We start from the raw sequence: 16,715 nt of genomic DNA on the forward strand, positions 1-16,715 counted from the left end.
ATGTTAGGTCAAATCAAAATGTTAACCATTGAAGAGCTTACCGCTGAAGGGGCTTATTTAAACGGTGGTGAGCTTGGTGACGTGTTTCTTCCTCGAGCAGAGGTGCCAAAGCACACCGAAGAAGGTGACTCTGTTGAAGTATTTATCTATTTAGATAACTTGGGACACGCAACGGCAACAACCAAAAAGCCACTTGCACAAGTCGGTGAGTTTGCTCTGCTGCGCGTAAAAGAGATCAATAAGGTTGGTGCTTTTATGGATTTGGGTATTGAAAAAGACGTGTTAGCGCCTTTCAATGAACAAAAACCGAAAATGCGCGACGGCTATAGCTATTTGGTTAGGCTTTACCTAGACAACGCGAGTAAGCGTATTTGTGCGTCTAGTGCGCTGGGTAAATTTTTGAGTAAATCAAAAGCCGAATACGAAAAATTCGAAGAAGTAGACCTAATCGTTGCGGCAAAAACCGATCTTGGCTATAAAGTGATCGTCAATGAAAAACACTTTGGATTGGTCTTTTTCAATGATGTGTTTAAGCGCATGTATATCGGTCAGCGCATGAAGGGCTTTGTAAAAGCGGTTCATGACGAAGATAAGATTGATATCGTGTTAGAAAAGCCAGGTATAGGCAAGGTTAAAGACCTTGCGGAAATCATTTATAGCAAACTCGAAGAAAGCGGCGGCTATTTACCGCTAGGCGATAAATCAGATCCTGACGCCATCAAGCGTACTTTCTCTACCTCTAAAGCTAACTTTAAAAAAGCCATCGGTGGTTTATTCAAAGATGGCCGAATTGATATCGAAGCGAATTCTATTTCAATTCGCAAGTCTTAAAGTCTTAAGTACAAGCAAATAACAAGCAAGTCTCAACCTGAGACTTGCTTGTTACATTACACTGACTTCAAGCATATCACGCCATTTATCTACCGCTTTTAATCCCAGCTCAAACCCCAATTTATAATCACACTTTAAGGTCTCAGGGCTTGAGCCTAAAATCATAGATTCCAGTGGTCTATTGGGCGCTATTTGAATGATGTTAACATCTTCTGGTGGTGAATTCATAAAGTTCACCGCATCGGCATAGCGACTTTGATAGTGATGATACATTTCAAACATTCGAGGAGATTGATTAACGCGCCGCATAATTGGCTTCAAGCGCTCAAGCACTGGCATTTTACCATCGTCATGTGCCTCAATGGTTCTGATCACCCAAATCGTCTTTGCCCCTTGACTGTGTGCCCAGCGCACGGGTAAAGGATCGGCCACGCCTCCATCCATCATTCCGTGACCCGCAACTTTAACGCCTGGACGATATAAAAAAGGGATCGCACTAGAAGCCTTTAAATGGGTAAACATGTTATCGTGCCACGTATGCAAATAATGTGGCTCAAGCGAGTCTAAGTGACTTGCAACCGCATAAAAGTTACTTTCCGGCGTGAGATGGTTAGGCTCAGTTGGAAACCGTACTTTGCCGCTGTGCTCTACTTGTTGAAAATACCAATCCAAGTCAATGACATTACCACCGGTAAAAAATCGCGCGGGACGGAAAAACTGCTGCTCCGTCGTCAGAGATTCGATAGCAGTTTGCGCATATTGACTTGCGCGAGCACAATAGGCTGCGAGGTTTTGTGCACCCGCTGAGACACCCACTTTTAAATCAAAAGGCGTAAATTTTTTCTCAAGAAAAGCATCTAGCACGCCCGCTGTAAAAATGCCTTTTTGACCTCCGCCCTCAGCGATAATTGCAGAGCGTATGTTAGTTGTCATGTTGTGCTCTTTTTATTATATAAACCTGTACGCATCTTATTTTACTGTGGGCAAAAACCTCGAAATTCAAGCTTTCATACCACTTTGCAATAAAAATGCCCTGCAGAACAGCGTTGTTCAAGCAAGGCATTCATAATATCCACAGTGTGATTAATATGTGGTTAGAGTTTGCTTACAGAACTCTCTACCGGCCGTTTTAAAAAGCTGACTAATAGCGCGGGTAAAATGGTGAGTGTGACGATAGTTGCCATAGCAATACCACAAAGCACTATCATGCCAACGCCTCGATAAAGTTCAGATCCTTCTCCTGGAATGAACACCAATGGCGCAAGACCGCATAGGGTTGTCATCGTTGACATCACAATCGGTTTTAATCGCGTTTGTAGTGCTGAGATCACCGCCTCGTAAACACTCATCGCGGTACTCTCAAGGTTTCTGCGGCTTTGATCCACAATCAAAATAGGGTTATTAACCACAGTCCCTAACAAGATTAAAAAGCCAAGCATGGTGATCATGTCAAAAGGCTGGTGGAAGGTGCCTGTTATGCTACCAATGCCATTAATAGTAATTAGTCCAAGTAAGCCCCCTGCCATGCCAAGCGGCACTGTTGCCATGATAAATAGCGGGTAGCCCCAATGCTTGAAGATAGCGACAAGTAATAAGTAACACAGCGCTAATGCAACGATAAAATTACTGCCCAGCGCTTCTTTGGTTTTGTCTAGTTGATCGGCAGCACCACCTATACTCACATTGACACTAGGAAGCAGATCGCCCTGCATCTGAAGCTGCGGTAGTAATTCCGTTCTTACTAATTCCTGCGCTTCCTCTAGGGCAACATTTCTTGGCGGAATAATATATACAGTCACGGTTCTACGACCATCAACTCGGCGCAAACTATCACTGTCTGCTTTTTCTCGTAGATCGGCCAAAGCGCTCAACGGGATCAGTCCAGCTTTGGTTACAACTGGAGATTGCGCTAATTGCGAAAGACTTTGCTGATTACCCGACTCAGAAAATAAAAAGACGTCGACTTTGTCATCGTCTAAAATCAACTCATCAACATAAGCGCCGTCACTCAAGGCTGCGACCGTATAGCCGAGTTCGTCAGCACTCATACCCACTTCAGCCAGCCGTTGCCATCTTGGTTGAATCTCTATTAACGGTTGGTCGAGTGTCAGAGAAGATGGTGCAGAATCCACTTGTGGATTATCAAAGACCTCCCCCGCTAACCGGTACACTGCATCTGCCGCCCGGTAGAGCGCCGTTTGATCTGTACCGCTAATATCCAAAGCGACCGCTCTTGAACCGCCATCATTACTTGAGATAATCGAGCCTCGTGAAGAAAATGCACGCATTCCTGGGTAGCTTCTAAACTTGGTCGTGATTGCCTCCATCATTTCATCGATGTATTCACGGTTGTATGGTTCACTCAATAGCCAAATGCTACCAACACCAACGGACATCGAATAATATTTTAAAGGTGGCAACGACGTTTTACCTGATACAAAATCGCTGTCATCGTTTTCCAAATGCTTATTTAAATAAGGAAGTAGTTCATCAGCAATTTTTTGCATATGGCTGAGGTTATAGCCCGGAGGCGCTATCATCATAGAGAACGCTTTTGGCTCCTCTCCCTCTGGCAAATATTCGGCTTTAGGCATAAATAACCACGCCCCACCGAGTAACAACACACTACCGAATACAATACACACTATGCGAGCACGTGGACTTGATAACATCGCCGGAATAAACGTTGGTAGTTTAGGCGTAGACAACATGCCACTGGAGATTTCCTTACAGGCAAAATTTGCATTAGCAGCAGGCACCACAAACAAGGCGACCAACATAGAAGCGATGATTGCGGCAGAAATAGCTATTGCTACATCGGAATAAAGCTGTCCGGCTTCTTGCTGAATAAATAAAATAGGTGCGAATACCAACACTGTGGTCAGGGTTGAAGCAAGCACCGCAGGCCATACCTCTTGAACACCGGTAATGGCTGCTTGAAGTTTGTCGAGACCTCGGCGTCTGGCTTGCTCTATGTTTTCAAGTACAACAATGGTGTTATCAACCGTCATGCCAATGGCGAATGCAACGCCGGCGAGGGAAATCACGTTGATCGTTCTGTCAAATAGCAACAGGCCCAAAAATGCCGCGATGGTACAAATTGGAACGCCCATCACACCAATAAAGGTCGAGCGTGGGCTCTTTAAAAACCAAAACATCACCAGAGTCGCAAGCACCGCACCTAGCGCTAAATTAGTCCAAACATTTTCAACAGATCCTTTAACGTAACGAACATCATCGCTCAATAGCGTCAGTTGTAGTCCATTACTTGCAAGCATGTCACGGTTGATGCGAGCCACTACCTCCATCATTTCTTCTTTAATCGCCATCACGTTAGAACCACTTTCCCGTCTCACCGAGAGCATTAAGGTTCGCTCGCCATTGTTATAGGCAATATCGCGCACTTCATAATGATCAAGCTTTACCTGAGCGATGTCTTTGAGCTTAATTGTGGTGCCCGCACGGTGACTGACTACCAGCTCTTCTAGCGCTTTAGCTGACTCAAAGCGGCCGACCATACGCAGCAAATAACGACGTTTACCACTGTCTATATCGCCTGCTGAGGCATCTTGGTTACGGCTGCGTATTGCATTTCTAACGTCAACTAAGCTAATTCCACGGCTCGCCAATTGTTCTTGATCTACCAAAATTTGTACTTGATAGAGTGCACCACCACGCACACCAACCTGAGATACTCCACTGACTCTTTCCATTTCTGGGCGAATAAAGTCTTCGGCATAATCACGAAGCATATCGATATCAAGATTGAGTGGATTTCCCGGTTGTGGCTTTAGATTAAAAAACATAAAGGCATTGCTCGAAAACGCGCTGCTGTATAACACCGGCTGGTCAACGTTTTCAGGATAATTTGGCACTTGAGATAACGCATTACTCACGTTTATGAGCGCTTCGTTGACGTCGACACCAAATGGAAACTCAAGCTCTATCTCTGCCTCACCGGTATTTGCATAACTGGACATGCGAGTTAGATTCGCAAGTGAGCGAAGATACCTTTCTTGCTCTATAAGTATTTCTTTTTCAACATCCTGTGGCGTGGCACCGGGCCAATTGGTCACCACAGTGATGGTTCTTACTTCAAGATCTGGGATCATTTGCACCGGAATTTTAAACGCCGCAACAATACCCAATATCGAACAGATCAATACCGTGACAGCAACTAAAATGGCGTGATTTACACTGGCTCTTAACATCACCCGCTCCTATAAACCCGGTACAATGTTTAATGCTTGGCCTTCTTGCAATAACTCATTGCCTTCAACCACCACTTGTTGCCCTATCTCTAAGCCTGATAAAACTTCAATATGACCATTAATTCGCTCACCAATTTGAACGTTTAACCGCTTTGCTTGACCGTCAACGGCCACAAAGACACTGAACCCACCGTCGGGATGACGCAAAATCGCATCGCTAGGAATAATCACGCTGTGGTCTTGTGCTCGAATTAGCGGCAGTTTTGCCGTAGCCGATGCGCCGACACGCAACTGCGCATCTGTTGGGATTGCCAATCTTAATAGAAACGAGCGACTGGTTTTGTCAACGACAGGAAGTTTTGCCAATACATGAGCTTGATGCTGCACGCTTGGCGCGCTTGCAACACTAAAATTAACGACGCGGCCAAGGTTAATAAGCTGAAAGTACTCTTGTGGCACTTGCAAATCGAGCCACAGAATATCGCTACTTACTAGCTCAAACACCGTTTGTCCGCGCGTCACCCACTCACCTAAATTAACCGTGCGCCTTGCTATCACCCCCGTAAAAGGCGCTTTTAATTGATGGCGGTTAACGAGCTCTCGCTGATAAGCTATCTTAGCTTGTGCTTCTAAAAGAGAGGCTTCTGATGCTTGTAACTTAGCCTGTCTGTCAGCAAGCTCAGTTTGCGCAAATAATTTTTGCTGCGACAGAGACTGTGCTTCTTTTACCAACCTTATCGCATTGTTGCGATCGACCTTGGCACGCTCAAGTGCTGCTTCTACGCTTTTCAGCTCAGCTTTTACTAAAGCGGCATCGAGACTCAGCAGTACAGCATTTTCTTCAACAATATCTCCGGCTTCAGCTGAGACCTTAGTGATTACACCATCGGTTAAACTTGACACTTGTGCGTGTTGTGCTGCACTAATTGAGCCCGTTAAAGACAGTGTTCGTTCAAGCTGTTGTTGCTTTACATCAGTGACCACAACGTTGACCGCTGCAGCATAAAGGTTAAAGGATAAAAGAGAGAATATTAAGCAAACGCATTTCATGTAGTTTGTTCCAAAGTTAAAAGCACTATTCCTTTTCGTAAGCACTTGGCAAAAGTACCTACTGATCTCGACTGAGCATTGCAGCTGGCGAGTTTATATCACTATAACGCGACACACTAACACAAATAAAAATCATTACTATCTAAACAGGATGAATGACCTCAAAAGTGTAGTTTGTGAAATAATGAATGAACAAAGAACATACAGAAATGACGCTTGGAATCAGGATGACTCATATAATCATTTTTAATTCCTTCAACTCTCAGTGATTTACCAATCAAACTCGGGTTAAGCTTGGGACTAAATGCATCACGCTGAGCTGCTTCCAACTTAATATATAGCTTGTTGCCAACGACAGTTGCGTCGCTTAATTCAAGCGCATAGATATCGTTTACAGCAGCTGTGATTTTGCCACTGACTACCACTGCTGAGCCATTATTTAGCGCTAATACGTCAGCAACACTCATATCACTAGATGGCTCTGTCGTTGTACCAACGGTTTGTATTTCACTGACTTCTCGTATCCCCGGTGCACTCATATACGATGAGCGAACACCTTTGATAACTAAAGTAGAATCAAGAATGGATGGATTAAGCTGCGGACTAAATGCAGCACGCTGGTGACTTTCAAGTTTAACATTTATCGTATGAGTAGGATTTTGGCTGTCCTCAAGTACTAAAGCATAGATATCATTAAGTGCAGATTTAACACGCCCAACAAGCTCAATTTCATTGCCCTCGGCGGTTGCAAGCGCCTGCTCAACCGACAATGCCACTGGTGCAATCTGAATATCGCTTACATAACGAATACCAGCCTCACCCATATAGCTGTCTCGAGTACCAGTCACTATAACTGATTGACCAAGGATCTCTGGATTGAGTTGCGGGTTAAAGTCACTGCGCTGAGCAGATTCAAGCTTTACGTTGATACTTAGCGATGCGTTGGCAGTATCTGTGAGTAATAGGCCATAGATACCGTTTACTTCGGCTGTCACTTTACCTAACACTGCAAATTTAGACCCAGCTGAAGCAGCAAGTGCCTGTGCTACAGAAATCGTGCCATCAGGAGTTGGCTCTGGATCGGGATTAGGATCTGGATTGGTTTGCCCTGAACCATAAGGCGCATTGAAAGAGTTATTTTTATAGCTATCTGTATTCCACGCATCAAAACCCGATGCAGGCGTCCCCCATGGCTGACCATTGTTTGGATCAGACATTTCTTGCAGCGCCATTGGCACAGGTGTTACTTCGCCGCTTGCATGACCGTTAGTACCATCAAAGTACTGATACGACTCGGGCGTTGCTAGCCAATTGATGATGTTGACCGAAAGTACAGCTGCATTACCTCTGTCCGTCCAGCCGGGGTACGTCTTTTTACTATTGCCATTATCCTGACGCTTGTATTTAGGTGTAGCGTCTTCAATTGGAGAAGAATCACCAATAAACGCAGCTTTACCTAATCCGGCTTTTGAGATAGCGACATACGGGCCTTCATTTCTACCACCAAAGTAAAGCCCATCATCTTTAGCATGACGCCACTTAGCTGGTGTATCTGAAGGTGAAAAATAAACCAAGCCCTTCGCTTTTTGTTCATCTACAATCGCAAGCGTCGCGCCCGCGGCCATCAATACAGGAGTAACTCCGAGTGTGATCCCTTCTGTTTTGCTCGCAGACTCAATACCACTTACGCCTTGCTTGTAGTCAGCGGCATTAAAGCGAAAGCGGATCCCAAAATTTTCTGCAAGCCATCCCATGTCTGCTGATTTTGGATTACGCCAGTCACCGTACTCACCACCTAGATTATACTTGGCCAGATCTGAGCGGTTGTAGCCGTTAAAGACTTCAGTGGCATCCCACGTATTTAGATTACGATCCGCGTCATAATGATCTGCGATAAAAAATATCCCTTTTCCATCCGCTACAAACTGCAATAACGCTGCTTGCTCTGATTGAGTGAAAGGACGGTTAGTTTCTGCCAATACAAAGACATCTGCATCTTTAATCGCATCGTAGCTGATAACCGCTTCATTTTGATTGCTTTGAGAGGTACGGTCGTCAAAGAATCTAATCTTGCCGTCATTGTTTAAATCAACACCGCGATATTCTTTTACGGTATATCCTTCATTAACCAATGCATCCGCAAAGTCTGAAAACGCACCGTCAATAACCCAATCGGCATTTCCCTCCACGCCACCGTGTGACACATCAAATAATACTGTCTTACCATTGCTGTTTGTGGTTGGTGTTTTAACTGGAATATGGTTATTCCAGTCATACGGCTGTGCCGCAAACACAGATGTGGATATAGCCGCAGCCAAAACTACGCTGCTAAGCTTGAAGTTTACTTGTTTCATTCGTCAAATCCCGTTGAAAATTATAAAAAGAAGCAACAAAAAAGCCGCCAAAATATGGCGGCATAGTGTATTAGTTCAGCGGTTGTGTTAAATCCAGCTGATAAAGTGCAAAACCTCGTTCGTCTGTTTTGCCAGTAGGTAGAATATGATTAAATTGCTGACTGTAGGTTTCAGCATCCGCACTAGTTGAACTAAAGAACTCAATATTAGCGCCAACTACAGGTGCAAATGACCAGTTCATATCTGCCGATGGATCAAGTCCTGCGGCACCATTTTGGTCGCTAACAAAAGTAATATAGTCAGCAACGACCTGACGGTTCTCATTTGGCGAGTCGACAACGATTTTATCTCCCTTAATATTTGGGAAATTACCGCCACCAGATGCACGATAGTTATTCGTTGCAACCAAGAATACTTGGTCGTCCTTCACCAACTCACCTTGATACTTCAATGCCTTAATGCGGTTACCGTTTGACACCTTTTCACCGTTTGCCGCGTAGCGTGCAGGCTCAGTGACATCAATTTGATACGTCACACCATCTAGCACATCATAGTTATATGAAGGAAAGTCTGGATTGATCAGCGCTTGAACGCCTTCAGTATTCGGTGTGATTTGATTGAACTGGCCTGCAGACATTTCAAGCCATTCGCGCACTTCGCTGCCCTTGAGCTTCAACACCTTAAGTACGTTAGGATAAATGTACATATCTGCAACGTTACGATAGGCGATATCACCTGCAGGAATTGCGGTAAAGTCATCTGGCCCGCCACGCCCAGCTCTAAAGGGTGCACCCGCAGACAGAATAGGTAATCCATCAAGCTCGGTACCTTGCACTATTTTTGCTGTATACCATGCTTGTGCGTCAGTCACGATTTGGATTGAGGGGTCGTCATTCACTAACGCAAAATAGCTGTTCACAGTGTTGGTGATTTTAGCAAAAGGCTCATTCACCCATGCGCGCGTTTCAGCATGCTCACTATGCACTACCGCTTCAATTGCTGCATCGCTTTCAACCAATGATATCGTGTTTCGATTTTCATCCGTTTCATAGATTGGTTTAAGCGTTGACTGTGAGTCAACCACCGTCCATTTACCTGACTTAAACTGGATATCTAAGTCAATTACACCAAGGTGATTTCCCCAAAAACCAGGCATTACAGCCGCAACGCCATTGATTGTGCCTTTATCGTTATCAACACCATGTGCCGCTAAGTCTGCATAGCCCGAACCTGGGAAGTTTGCATGCGCATGACCAAACATAATGGCGTCTATATCATCCACCTTAGATAAGGCATAAGATGCGTTTTCAGCCATTGGCTTATCGGCAGATACATCAAGACCTGAGTGCGGAATAGCAACGACAATATCCGCGCCTTCAGCTTTCATTTTAGGTACATAGTGTTTTGCCATTTTTACGATGTCTTTGGCTATCACTTTGCCTTCAAGATTGGCCTTATCCCATTGCATGATTTGCGGTGGAACAAACCCGATAAAGCCGACTTTAATCACCTGAAGTTTGTCATTCTCGTCAAAGAATTGCTTTTCTTGAATTAGGTAAGGCTTAAATAACGGCACATCATTTGTTTCATCTTCGTCGCCATCAACCTTAAATACGTTTGCACTGACGTAGGGAAAATTCGCATCGTCGATTGCTTCGTCTAAAAACGCCAAGCCAAAGTTAAACTCATGATTACCAATATTTGCGACATCGTACTCTAGTGTGTTCATGGCCTTATAAACCGGGTGAACTTCTCCCTCTTTGAGGTTTTTGATTTTCGCCATATAGTCGCCAAGCGGACTACCTTGGATCAAGTCGCCGTTATCTACTAGCATGGAATTTTTAACTTTGCTTCTCGCTTGATGGATTAACGCCGCGGTTTTCACTAGACCCACTTTGTCGTCTTGCTTGTCTGAAAAGTAGTTGTAGTTCAATACATTTGCATGCAAATCTGTGGTTTCTAGTAAACGCAAAGACACCGCAGTGCCCTCTTTTGGAATATCAGGTCCTTTCGGCACGTTTATATCAACATTGTTATCTGAATCTGAGCAACCAGTAATAATGCTTGTGGCACCGCACAATAGTGCGATTGGAAGTAGTTTTGTTTTCATAAGTCCTTTCTTTACTTTGTTTGCATACCCGTGTGCATGCTTTTAGTTATTTCAGCAATACCAAGTCACGTCTCTTCTTACTCCACTTCATAGAAGCTGAACCTAGAAGCACAGCGAGTCAGTATAAACCGTTGCGTTTTGCGTGGCGGGTGTCACTATACGAGGGAAAAAAGTCAGGAAAGCTAAGCTTTTATGGCAGTTCAGTGGGATAAATATGACGTTACTAAGTCAGGAGGAGTGAATTAATTTTAAAGTGAAATATACACAATTAAAGCCTCCACATTGGAGGCTTTAATTGTGACTTTTACATTTACCAATAGTTAATCTTCAAAATCGACTTCTAGCGCGATGATCGTGCCTTCGACCATTTGAGCGGTAACTTCAACCTTAACATCATTGCTAAGGTCACTTTTTTGGCCATCTTTGAATACGGTGTCATTGGTTACATGAACCGTCATTCCAAATAATGTAAATTGGTCGCCAGACAAGTTTGCAACTTTACCTTCGAGCTCAAAATAGGCGTAGTCTTCGAACTCTACCTTTTCAGCTTGAATATAAGTTTCACCATTTTTAGTTACTAAATAGCCTTCAACTTCAACGTTTTTGCCTGTTGCAATATCAGATTGACTGCCACCTTTAAACTGAGTTTGCTCAGATACTTTGACTTTTTGGCCAAGGACGTAAAACGCCTCATCTGTCTCAACTTGTGTGATTGGACCTTCAACCTCCACATATTTTACGGCTTCAAATTTGAGCTCTTTAGCAATAACAGTGACACCGTCGGTTGTGTAACCTTCAACCTCAACTGCCAAGCCATTTGAAAACTTTTCAAAATTACCATTCTTAAGCTTTGTATCTGCCGTAATTTGAACGCGCTGCGCACCAAGGTTGAACTCGTAATCAAACGCAGAGTTTTTGACTAGGTCCTCAATTAAGCCTGCAATTTCGACTTCATCAACGTCATCTTCCTCAAACTCGACCTTTTTAGCCAACAATACATTGTCGTCAGTTAACACGCCTTCTACTTCAACCGTTACACCGTTTCCAAGGTTACTGCTACTGCCATCTTTAAATTCCGTGTTGCCATCAGTTGCAATAGAGACACCATTCACCATGAACTCAGACGCTGAGACAAAGTTTGTGATTTTGCCTTCGACTTCAAGTTCAATACCATCATCAGACTCGATTTCAATTTTGAGTGCCAAGATTGAACCATCAACACGCTGAATAGCGGTAACTTCAACTTCATCGCCAATCACAAATAAGCCGTTTTTAAACTCAGTATTTCCATCAAAAAATACTGTCTTACCATCAACACTAAAAGTTGCGTCGACCGGATTAAAACTAACCACTTTACCTTCTAGCTCAAATCTACGGTCATCGAAGTCATCGTCTTTGTCATCAACTTCAACTTTAGTTGCGATCAATGAGTCTCCTTGGATCACATAATCAACTTCCGCGATATCACCTGCTGCCACTTGTTCAAAAAATGTCGTGAGGTTTACATCATCTTCAAGTTCCAGCTCTGTCGCACCATTGATGGCAAAGACAAGTTTGCCTACTGTGATTGTTTGCTCGCCAGCATTAACAGCCGTGATTTTTCCCTCAACCTCATGTTCTTGCTGGTCGTCAAAATCGCTTGCAGAGATACGCTCTAAATCTCTCACAACGTAGGCACCTTCAAAACCAAATGCCTCAATTTCTACGACATCACCTACACTAAGCTTCTCAAGTTTAAGTTCGATGTCTTCTGCATCCGAGTCATCTTCAAACTGGGTATAGCTATCCACAAAATAGGTGCTACCAAATACTGTTAGTGTCTGTGCTTCAAGGTCAATATCTTCTACTACGCCAGTTAATTCGATTTCAGAGTGCTTATCAAAGCGTACTTTTTTTGCGATTAAACCTTCTTCGGTTGCAACTGCAAGCACAAATACGCGCATACCGATTTGCAGGTCATCATCATCCCCTTTTTTGAAATCAGTGTCGTCATTTAATGTGAAGCTGTGCCCGCCGATTGCGAAGGTGTCGTCACTGACTTGAGTTACAATACCTTCAAATTTGGCGACCGCACCTGTTGATACTGGCTCGTTGCTATCAACCTCTACACTGTCTGCAAGTAATACACCGTCAATAGGTAAACTTGATGCTTCCACCTCCACTATTGCATTGTTTTCAAGCGTCCCTTCAACTTCTGTTGCTTGGTTATAGTCTATAGTCAACATGCCTAATTTGAATGTTTTCGCATCAAGATCTAGCTCAGCAACCTTACCTTCAATTTCAAATTCGCCATTTTGCTCTTCCACATCAATGCGGGTAGCAACATACTGACCCTGCCCTTGACGCAACGCACTGATCTCTACGAAATCACCTGTCGTTATTTCTGTGAAAGCTACCTCTAATTTCGTACGTTTATCAACACTAAATTCTTGACCCAACACAGTGATTGTTTGTTTGGCGTAGTCGACTGCCGTCACCACACCTTTAGCAGTTGCGTCATAGATAATAGAGTCAGCTACTGCAAAATTGCCATCTGCGCCTTGCTTACCTTGCAGATTTATCAGCATGCCCACTTTAAGATTTGCTTGTTGATCTGGCGTCGTCTCATAACGCACACCGTTTACGTATACACTGCCAAACCCAGTTACCGTTCCCTGTGCACTTACTGATGTACGGTAGGTAATGGTGATTGTTTCTTCTTCATTACCACTCAAATCGACAGTAACCGAGTTTTCATTTGGCTGATAGAGTGCTTGATCCACAGAACGAGAAGTAGCCGTTAATTTATACTCCCCGTTTGCTAAGGCATTTAGAGTAGTCGTGCTTGTAATGTCTTCGCTATAGCTAGAAGGGCCTGTGAGCGTTAAGCCCGCATCTGCACCAGCAGGTAAGCCTTGTACAATGACTTTTATTGAACCTTTAGTTCCTGTGTTATCACCAGGTTGCGGATCGGTATCACTTCCACTTCCGCCCCCACAAGCAACCAAAAGGCTACTCGATGCCAATAACGATGGTAACAACCATTTTTTATCCATTATATAATCTCCTAAATTTTGGCTCATTTAGTACATGCAGCTGCTAGCCACAAAAACTTAACATGCACTCTAGACGGCCGAAAATGAATGCGCGCTTTACTAACGCCTTGCTTGTACCTACTTTGACTTTTCGTCGTTACCACACTTCCATGCGATTTACTTGGCAGTCATCGGCATCAAAGTACTTTTTCATCACCTCGGGAAATGGGCCATTGCCGTGAGCATTCTTATTCTTTTTAAACGTATACTCCATAGCACTGTGATAGTACTCGTCAATTGGTTGAGTAATATCCATAAACCTATTCATTTGTGACCAATCGTGAGCATCGCCACCTCCTGCAATACCTATACGATTTCCAAACCAATAGTGCTCGGGGTATTTTCTACAACTTAAGTAACCCGTTTGCATCGATGCGCTGCCTCGCATATTTTTTACTTCTGGACCAACAACATACTCTAGGTCTTCTATGGGGATATAAAATGGCTTTCTGAATAAGGTGTACGGCGTTCTTACCAATCCGGTATGCCGGTTAAACTCGATTGCATCCACAATACGAATTGCATTCCCTATTTTGTACATTATTAAAGGGAATGCAGTCAGTAAAAACAGCCCCAACCATGAATGCCAAGCTGGCATACTGTCGTCTGTCATACTTACCCCTAACAGACAAATCCCAATAATAGGGCCTAATACCAACCCATGCAGCCTAATAGACCATAATCCCGGTGAGCGCGGTACGGAAACAACCCGACCATCGCATTGGCTAGGGTAACTTACACCACTAAAGTCGTCTCTCGGCGCAAATCTGTCTTTGCAGGGTTTTGCTTCTTTAAACTTACAGCCGTTTAGTTCTTCAGCCTTGGCTAAGCGTTCCTTATAGCTTAAGTTATGGAGGTAGTCTTTTGATAACGCATCATAAAAATTTCCCTCTCTAATATATTTTAACCTTCGTTCTGAGTACCTTTGCATTTCCTCCAATTCTTTTTTCTCAGCTTCACTAGCTTCTTCTTGATAATATCTCTCTCTTCTTTTGTCGCCTTCTTTGATGATTTCTTCAAGTTCTTCTTGAGTCATCTCTTCAATCTTTTTCATCACCAATTCCTTTTAGCCAACCACTAGAAAGCACTTGTAATGATTAACGCCCTACCACACTTCCATGCGATTTACTTGGCAGTCGTCGGCATCAAAGTACTTTTTCATTACCTCTGGAAATGGGCCGTTACCGTGAGCATTTCTATTCTTTTTAAACGTATACTCCATAGCACTGTGATAGTACTCGTCAATTGGTTGAGTAATATCCATAAACCTATTCATTTGTGACCAATCGTGAGCATCGCCACCTCCTGCAATACCTATACGATTTCCAAACCAATAGTGCTCGGGGTATTTTCTACAACTTAAGTAACCCGTTTGCATCGATGCGCTGCCTCGCATATTTTTTACTTCTGGACCAACAACATACTCTAGGTCTTCTATGGGGATATAAAATGGCTTTCTGAATAAGGTGTACGGCGTTCTTACCAATCCGGTATGCCGGTTAAACTCGATTGCATCCACAATACGAATTGCATTCCCTATTTTGTACATTATTAAAGGGAATGCAGTCAGTAAAAACAGCCCCAACCATGAATGCCAAGCTGGCATACTGTCGTCTGTCATACTTACCCCTAACAGACAAATCCCAATAATAGGGCCTAATACCAACCCATGCAGCCTAATAGACCATAATCCCGGTGAGCGCGGTACGGAAACAACCCGACCATCGCATTGGCTAGGGTAACTTACGCCACTAAAGTCGTCTCTCGGTGCAAATGCGTCTTTACAGGGTTTTGCTTCTTTAAACTTACAGCCGTTTAGTTCTTCAGCCTTGGCTAAGCGTTCCTTATAGCTTAAGTTATGGAGGTAGTCTTTTGGTAGTTCTTCATAAAAAACACCACTTCGGCGATAACCTGTTTCTCTATCTATATACACATCAATTTTTGCGAAGTCTTCTTTTTCTTCTTCGGTAGCTTCTTCACGGTACTTTCTGTTTCTTTCTTTAGCCCTCTCAATTAAATAAATATTCCGCTCTTCCTGAGTCATGTCCTTTATCTCTTTCACCATTAACTCCTTTTGATTAACTACTTAAAGCACTTGTAATACGAACCCTCTACCACACTTTCCAGCGGTTTACTTGGCCGTCATCGGCATCAAAGTACTTTTTCATCACCTCTGGAAATGGGCCGTTAAAATGAGCGTTCTTATCGAGCTTATAGTGATACTCCATAATTTCGTAGTAGTACCTATCTATCGGTTGGGTAGTGTCCATAAACCGATTTATCTGAGCCCAATCGTTTAGGTTTCCACCATCACCAAGTCCAATCGCGTGACCAAACCAAAACTTTTCAGGATATTTTCTGCAACTTAGATAACCCGTTTGGAACGAGCCGCCACCTCTTGCGCTTTTCACCTCAACGCCCACCACATATTCAAGGTCTTCTATTGGGATATAAAATGGTTTTCTAAACAGGGTGTAAGGTGTTCTCACCAACCCGGTATGACGATTAAACTCAATGTTATCAAGAAACCGTAAAGCGTCAGAAAATTTAAACAACAAGAAAGGCGTGATGAAAAGACCAGCCAAACTCAAGTATAAATAGTCTACTGGAAATACATCAACCAGTGTCAGTACAATCAACATAAACCCAGCAATTGCGGACAATATGGTGATTACCATTCTAAAAAGTATTAGGCTTGGGTGACGAATTACCGCAACTTTTTCACCGTCACAATTCCAAGCACCAAAGAGGCGTTTAGGGCCATCAAAATCGTCTCTCGGCGCAAATGCGTCTTTACAGGGTTTTGCGTCTTTAAACTTACAACCGTTTAATTCTTCCGCCTTGGCAAGTCGTTCCTTATAGCTTAGGTTATGGAGATGGTCTTTTGTTTGTTCTTCATAAAAAATACCACTACGACGATAACTTGTCTCTCTAGCCAAGTATGCATCTCTTTGTGCTTTCCTTTCTTTTTCTTCTTCAGTTGCTTCCTCTCGGTAATATCGCTCTCTCTCCTTTGCTTTATTTGCCAAATAGCTATCTAACTCTTCCTGAGTCATATCTTCAATCTTTTTCATTCTTCGGTTCC

Annotated in this window: 10 protein-coding genes; 1 reads left to right on the forward strand and 9 read right to left on the reverse strand. The window is 43.4% G+C overall.

Going from position 1 to position 16,715, the window contains the following annotated elements; translation table 11 throughout:
- Positions 1-831 (forward strand): S1-like domain-containing RNA-binding protein, encoded by an 831-nt coding sequence (locus ABMY45_RS17855; RefSeq protein WP_010604803.1) that lies wholly within the window; start codon positions 1-3, stop codon positions 829-831.
- A gap of 51 nt (positions 832-882) precedes the next feature.
- Here ABMY45_RS17855 and ABMY45_RS17860 read toward each other — a convergent pair whose 3' ends face one another.
- From ABMY45_RS17860 to ABMY45_RS17900, 9 genes are all read right to left on the reverse strand, one after another.
- On the reverse strand, positions 883-1,764 hold the full coding sequence (locus ABMY45_RS17860) for a patatin family protein (RefSeq protein ID WP_349289288.1): 882 nt from the start codon (positions 1,762-1,764) through the stop codon (positions 883-885).
- Between the two features lie 161 nt (positions 1,765-1,925).
- Positions 1,926-5,042 carry an efflux RND transporter permease subunit gene (locus ABMY45_RS17865; protein ID WP_211866089.1) on the reverse strand — a complete coding sequence of 1,039 codons (3,117 nt, stop codon included), beginning with the start codon at positions 5,040-5,042 and terminating at the stop codon, positions 1,926-1,928.
- A gap of 9 nt (positions 5,043-5,051) precedes the next feature.
- Positions 5,052-6,092: an efflux RND transporter periplasmic adaptor subunit gene (locus ABMY45_RS17870; RefSeq protein ID WP_349289289.1), complete on the reverse strand. Its 1,041-nt coding sequence runs from the start codon at positions 6,090-6,092 to the stop codon at positions 5,052-5,054.
- A gap of 161 nt (positions 6,093-6,253) precedes the next feature.
- The gene (locus ABMY45_RS17875) at positions 6,254-8,446 is read right to left on the reverse strand and encodes a DUF6359 domain-containing protein (RefSeq protein ID WP_349289290.1); all 2,193 of its coding nucleotides are present in this window, start codon (positions 8,444-8,446) and stop codon (positions 6,254-6,256) included.
- A gap of 70 nt (positions 8,447-8,516) precedes the next feature.
- Positions 8,517-10,556, reverse strand: coding sequence for a bifunctional 2',3'-cyclic-nucleotide 2'-phosphodiesterase/3'-nucleotidase (locus ABMY45_RS17880; RefSeq protein WP_349289291.1), 2,040 nt, complete (start codon positions 10,554-10,556; stop codon positions 8,517-8,519).
- A gap of 320 nt (positions 10,557-10,876) precedes the next feature.
- Complete coding sequence (locus ABMY45_RS17885; protein ID WP_349289292.1) at positions 10,877-13,591, reverse strand: DUF5666 domain-containing protein; 2,715 nt, start codon at positions 13,589-13,591, stop codon at positions 10,877-10,879.
- Positions 13,592-13,727: 136 nt separating this feature from the next.
- On the reverse strand, positions 13,728-14,684 hold the full coding sequence (locus tag ABMY45_RS17890; RefSeq protein ID WP_349289293.1) for a hypothetical protein: 957 nt from the start codon (positions 14,682-14,684) through the stop codon (positions 13,728-13,730).
- 51 nt (positions 14,685-14,735) lie between these two features.
- Positions 14,736-15,692, reverse strand: a complete 957-nt coding sequence (locus ABMY45_RS17895) for a hypothetical protein (protein ID WP_349289322.1) — start codon at positions 15,690-15,692, stop codon at positions 14,736-14,738.
- A 49-nt stretch (positions 15,693-15,741) separates the two neighbouring features.
- Complete coding sequence (locus ABMY45_RS17900) at positions 15,742-16,704, reverse strand: hypothetical protein (protein ID WP_174168837.1); 963 nt, start codon at positions 16,702-16,704, stop codon at positions 15,742-15,744.
- Positions 16,705-16,715: the final 11 nt, after the last annotated feature.

It is taken from the genome of Pseudoalteromonas sp. XMcav11-Q (genome assembly GCF_040104525.1).
Taxonomy (GTDB): Bacteria; Pseudomonadota; Gammaproteobacteria; order Enterobacterales; family Alteromonadaceae; genus Pseudoalteromonas.

Excerpts from the sequence above, each read along its gene's own strand:
- ABMY45_RS17855 (WP_010604803.1), top strand. The coding sequence starts at position 1 with ATGTTAGGTCAAATCAAAATGTTAACCATTGAAGAGCTTACCGCTGAA.
- ABMY45_RS17885 (WP_349289292.1), bottom strand. The coding sequence starts at position 13,591 with ATGGATAAAAAATGGTTGTTACCATCGTTATTGGCATCGAGTAGCCTT.
- ABMY45_RS17875 (WP_349289290.1), bottom strand. The coding sequence starts at position 8,446 with ATGAAACAAGTAAACTTCAAGCTTAGCAGCGTAGTTTTGGCTGCGGCT.
- ABMY45_RS17870 (WP_349289289.1), bottom strand. The coding sequence starts at position 6,092 with ATGAAATGCGTTTGCTTAATATTCTCTCTTTTATCCTTTAACCTTTAT.
- ABMY45_RS17880 (WP_349289291.1), bottom strand. The coding sequence starts at position 10,556 with ATGAAAACAAAACTACTTCCAATCGCACTATTGTGCGGTGCCACAAGC.
- ABMY45_RS17865 (WP_211866089.1), bottom strand. The coding sequence starts at position 5,042 with ATGTTAAGAGCCAGTGTAAATCACGCCATTTTAGTTGCTGTCACGGTA.
- ABMY45_RS17900 (WP_174168837.1), bottom strand. The coding sequence starts at position 16,704 with ATGAAAAAGATTGAAGATATGACTCAGGAAGAGTTAGATAGCTATTTG.
- ABMY45_RS17890 (WP_349289293.1), bottom strand. The coding sequence starts at position 14,684 with ATGAAAAAGATTGAAGAGATGACTCAAGAAGAACTTGAAGAAATCATC.
- ABMY45_RS17860 (WP_349289288.1), bottom strand. The coding sequence starts at position 1,764 with ATGACAACTAACATACGCTCTGCAATTATCGCTGAGGGCGGAGGTCAA.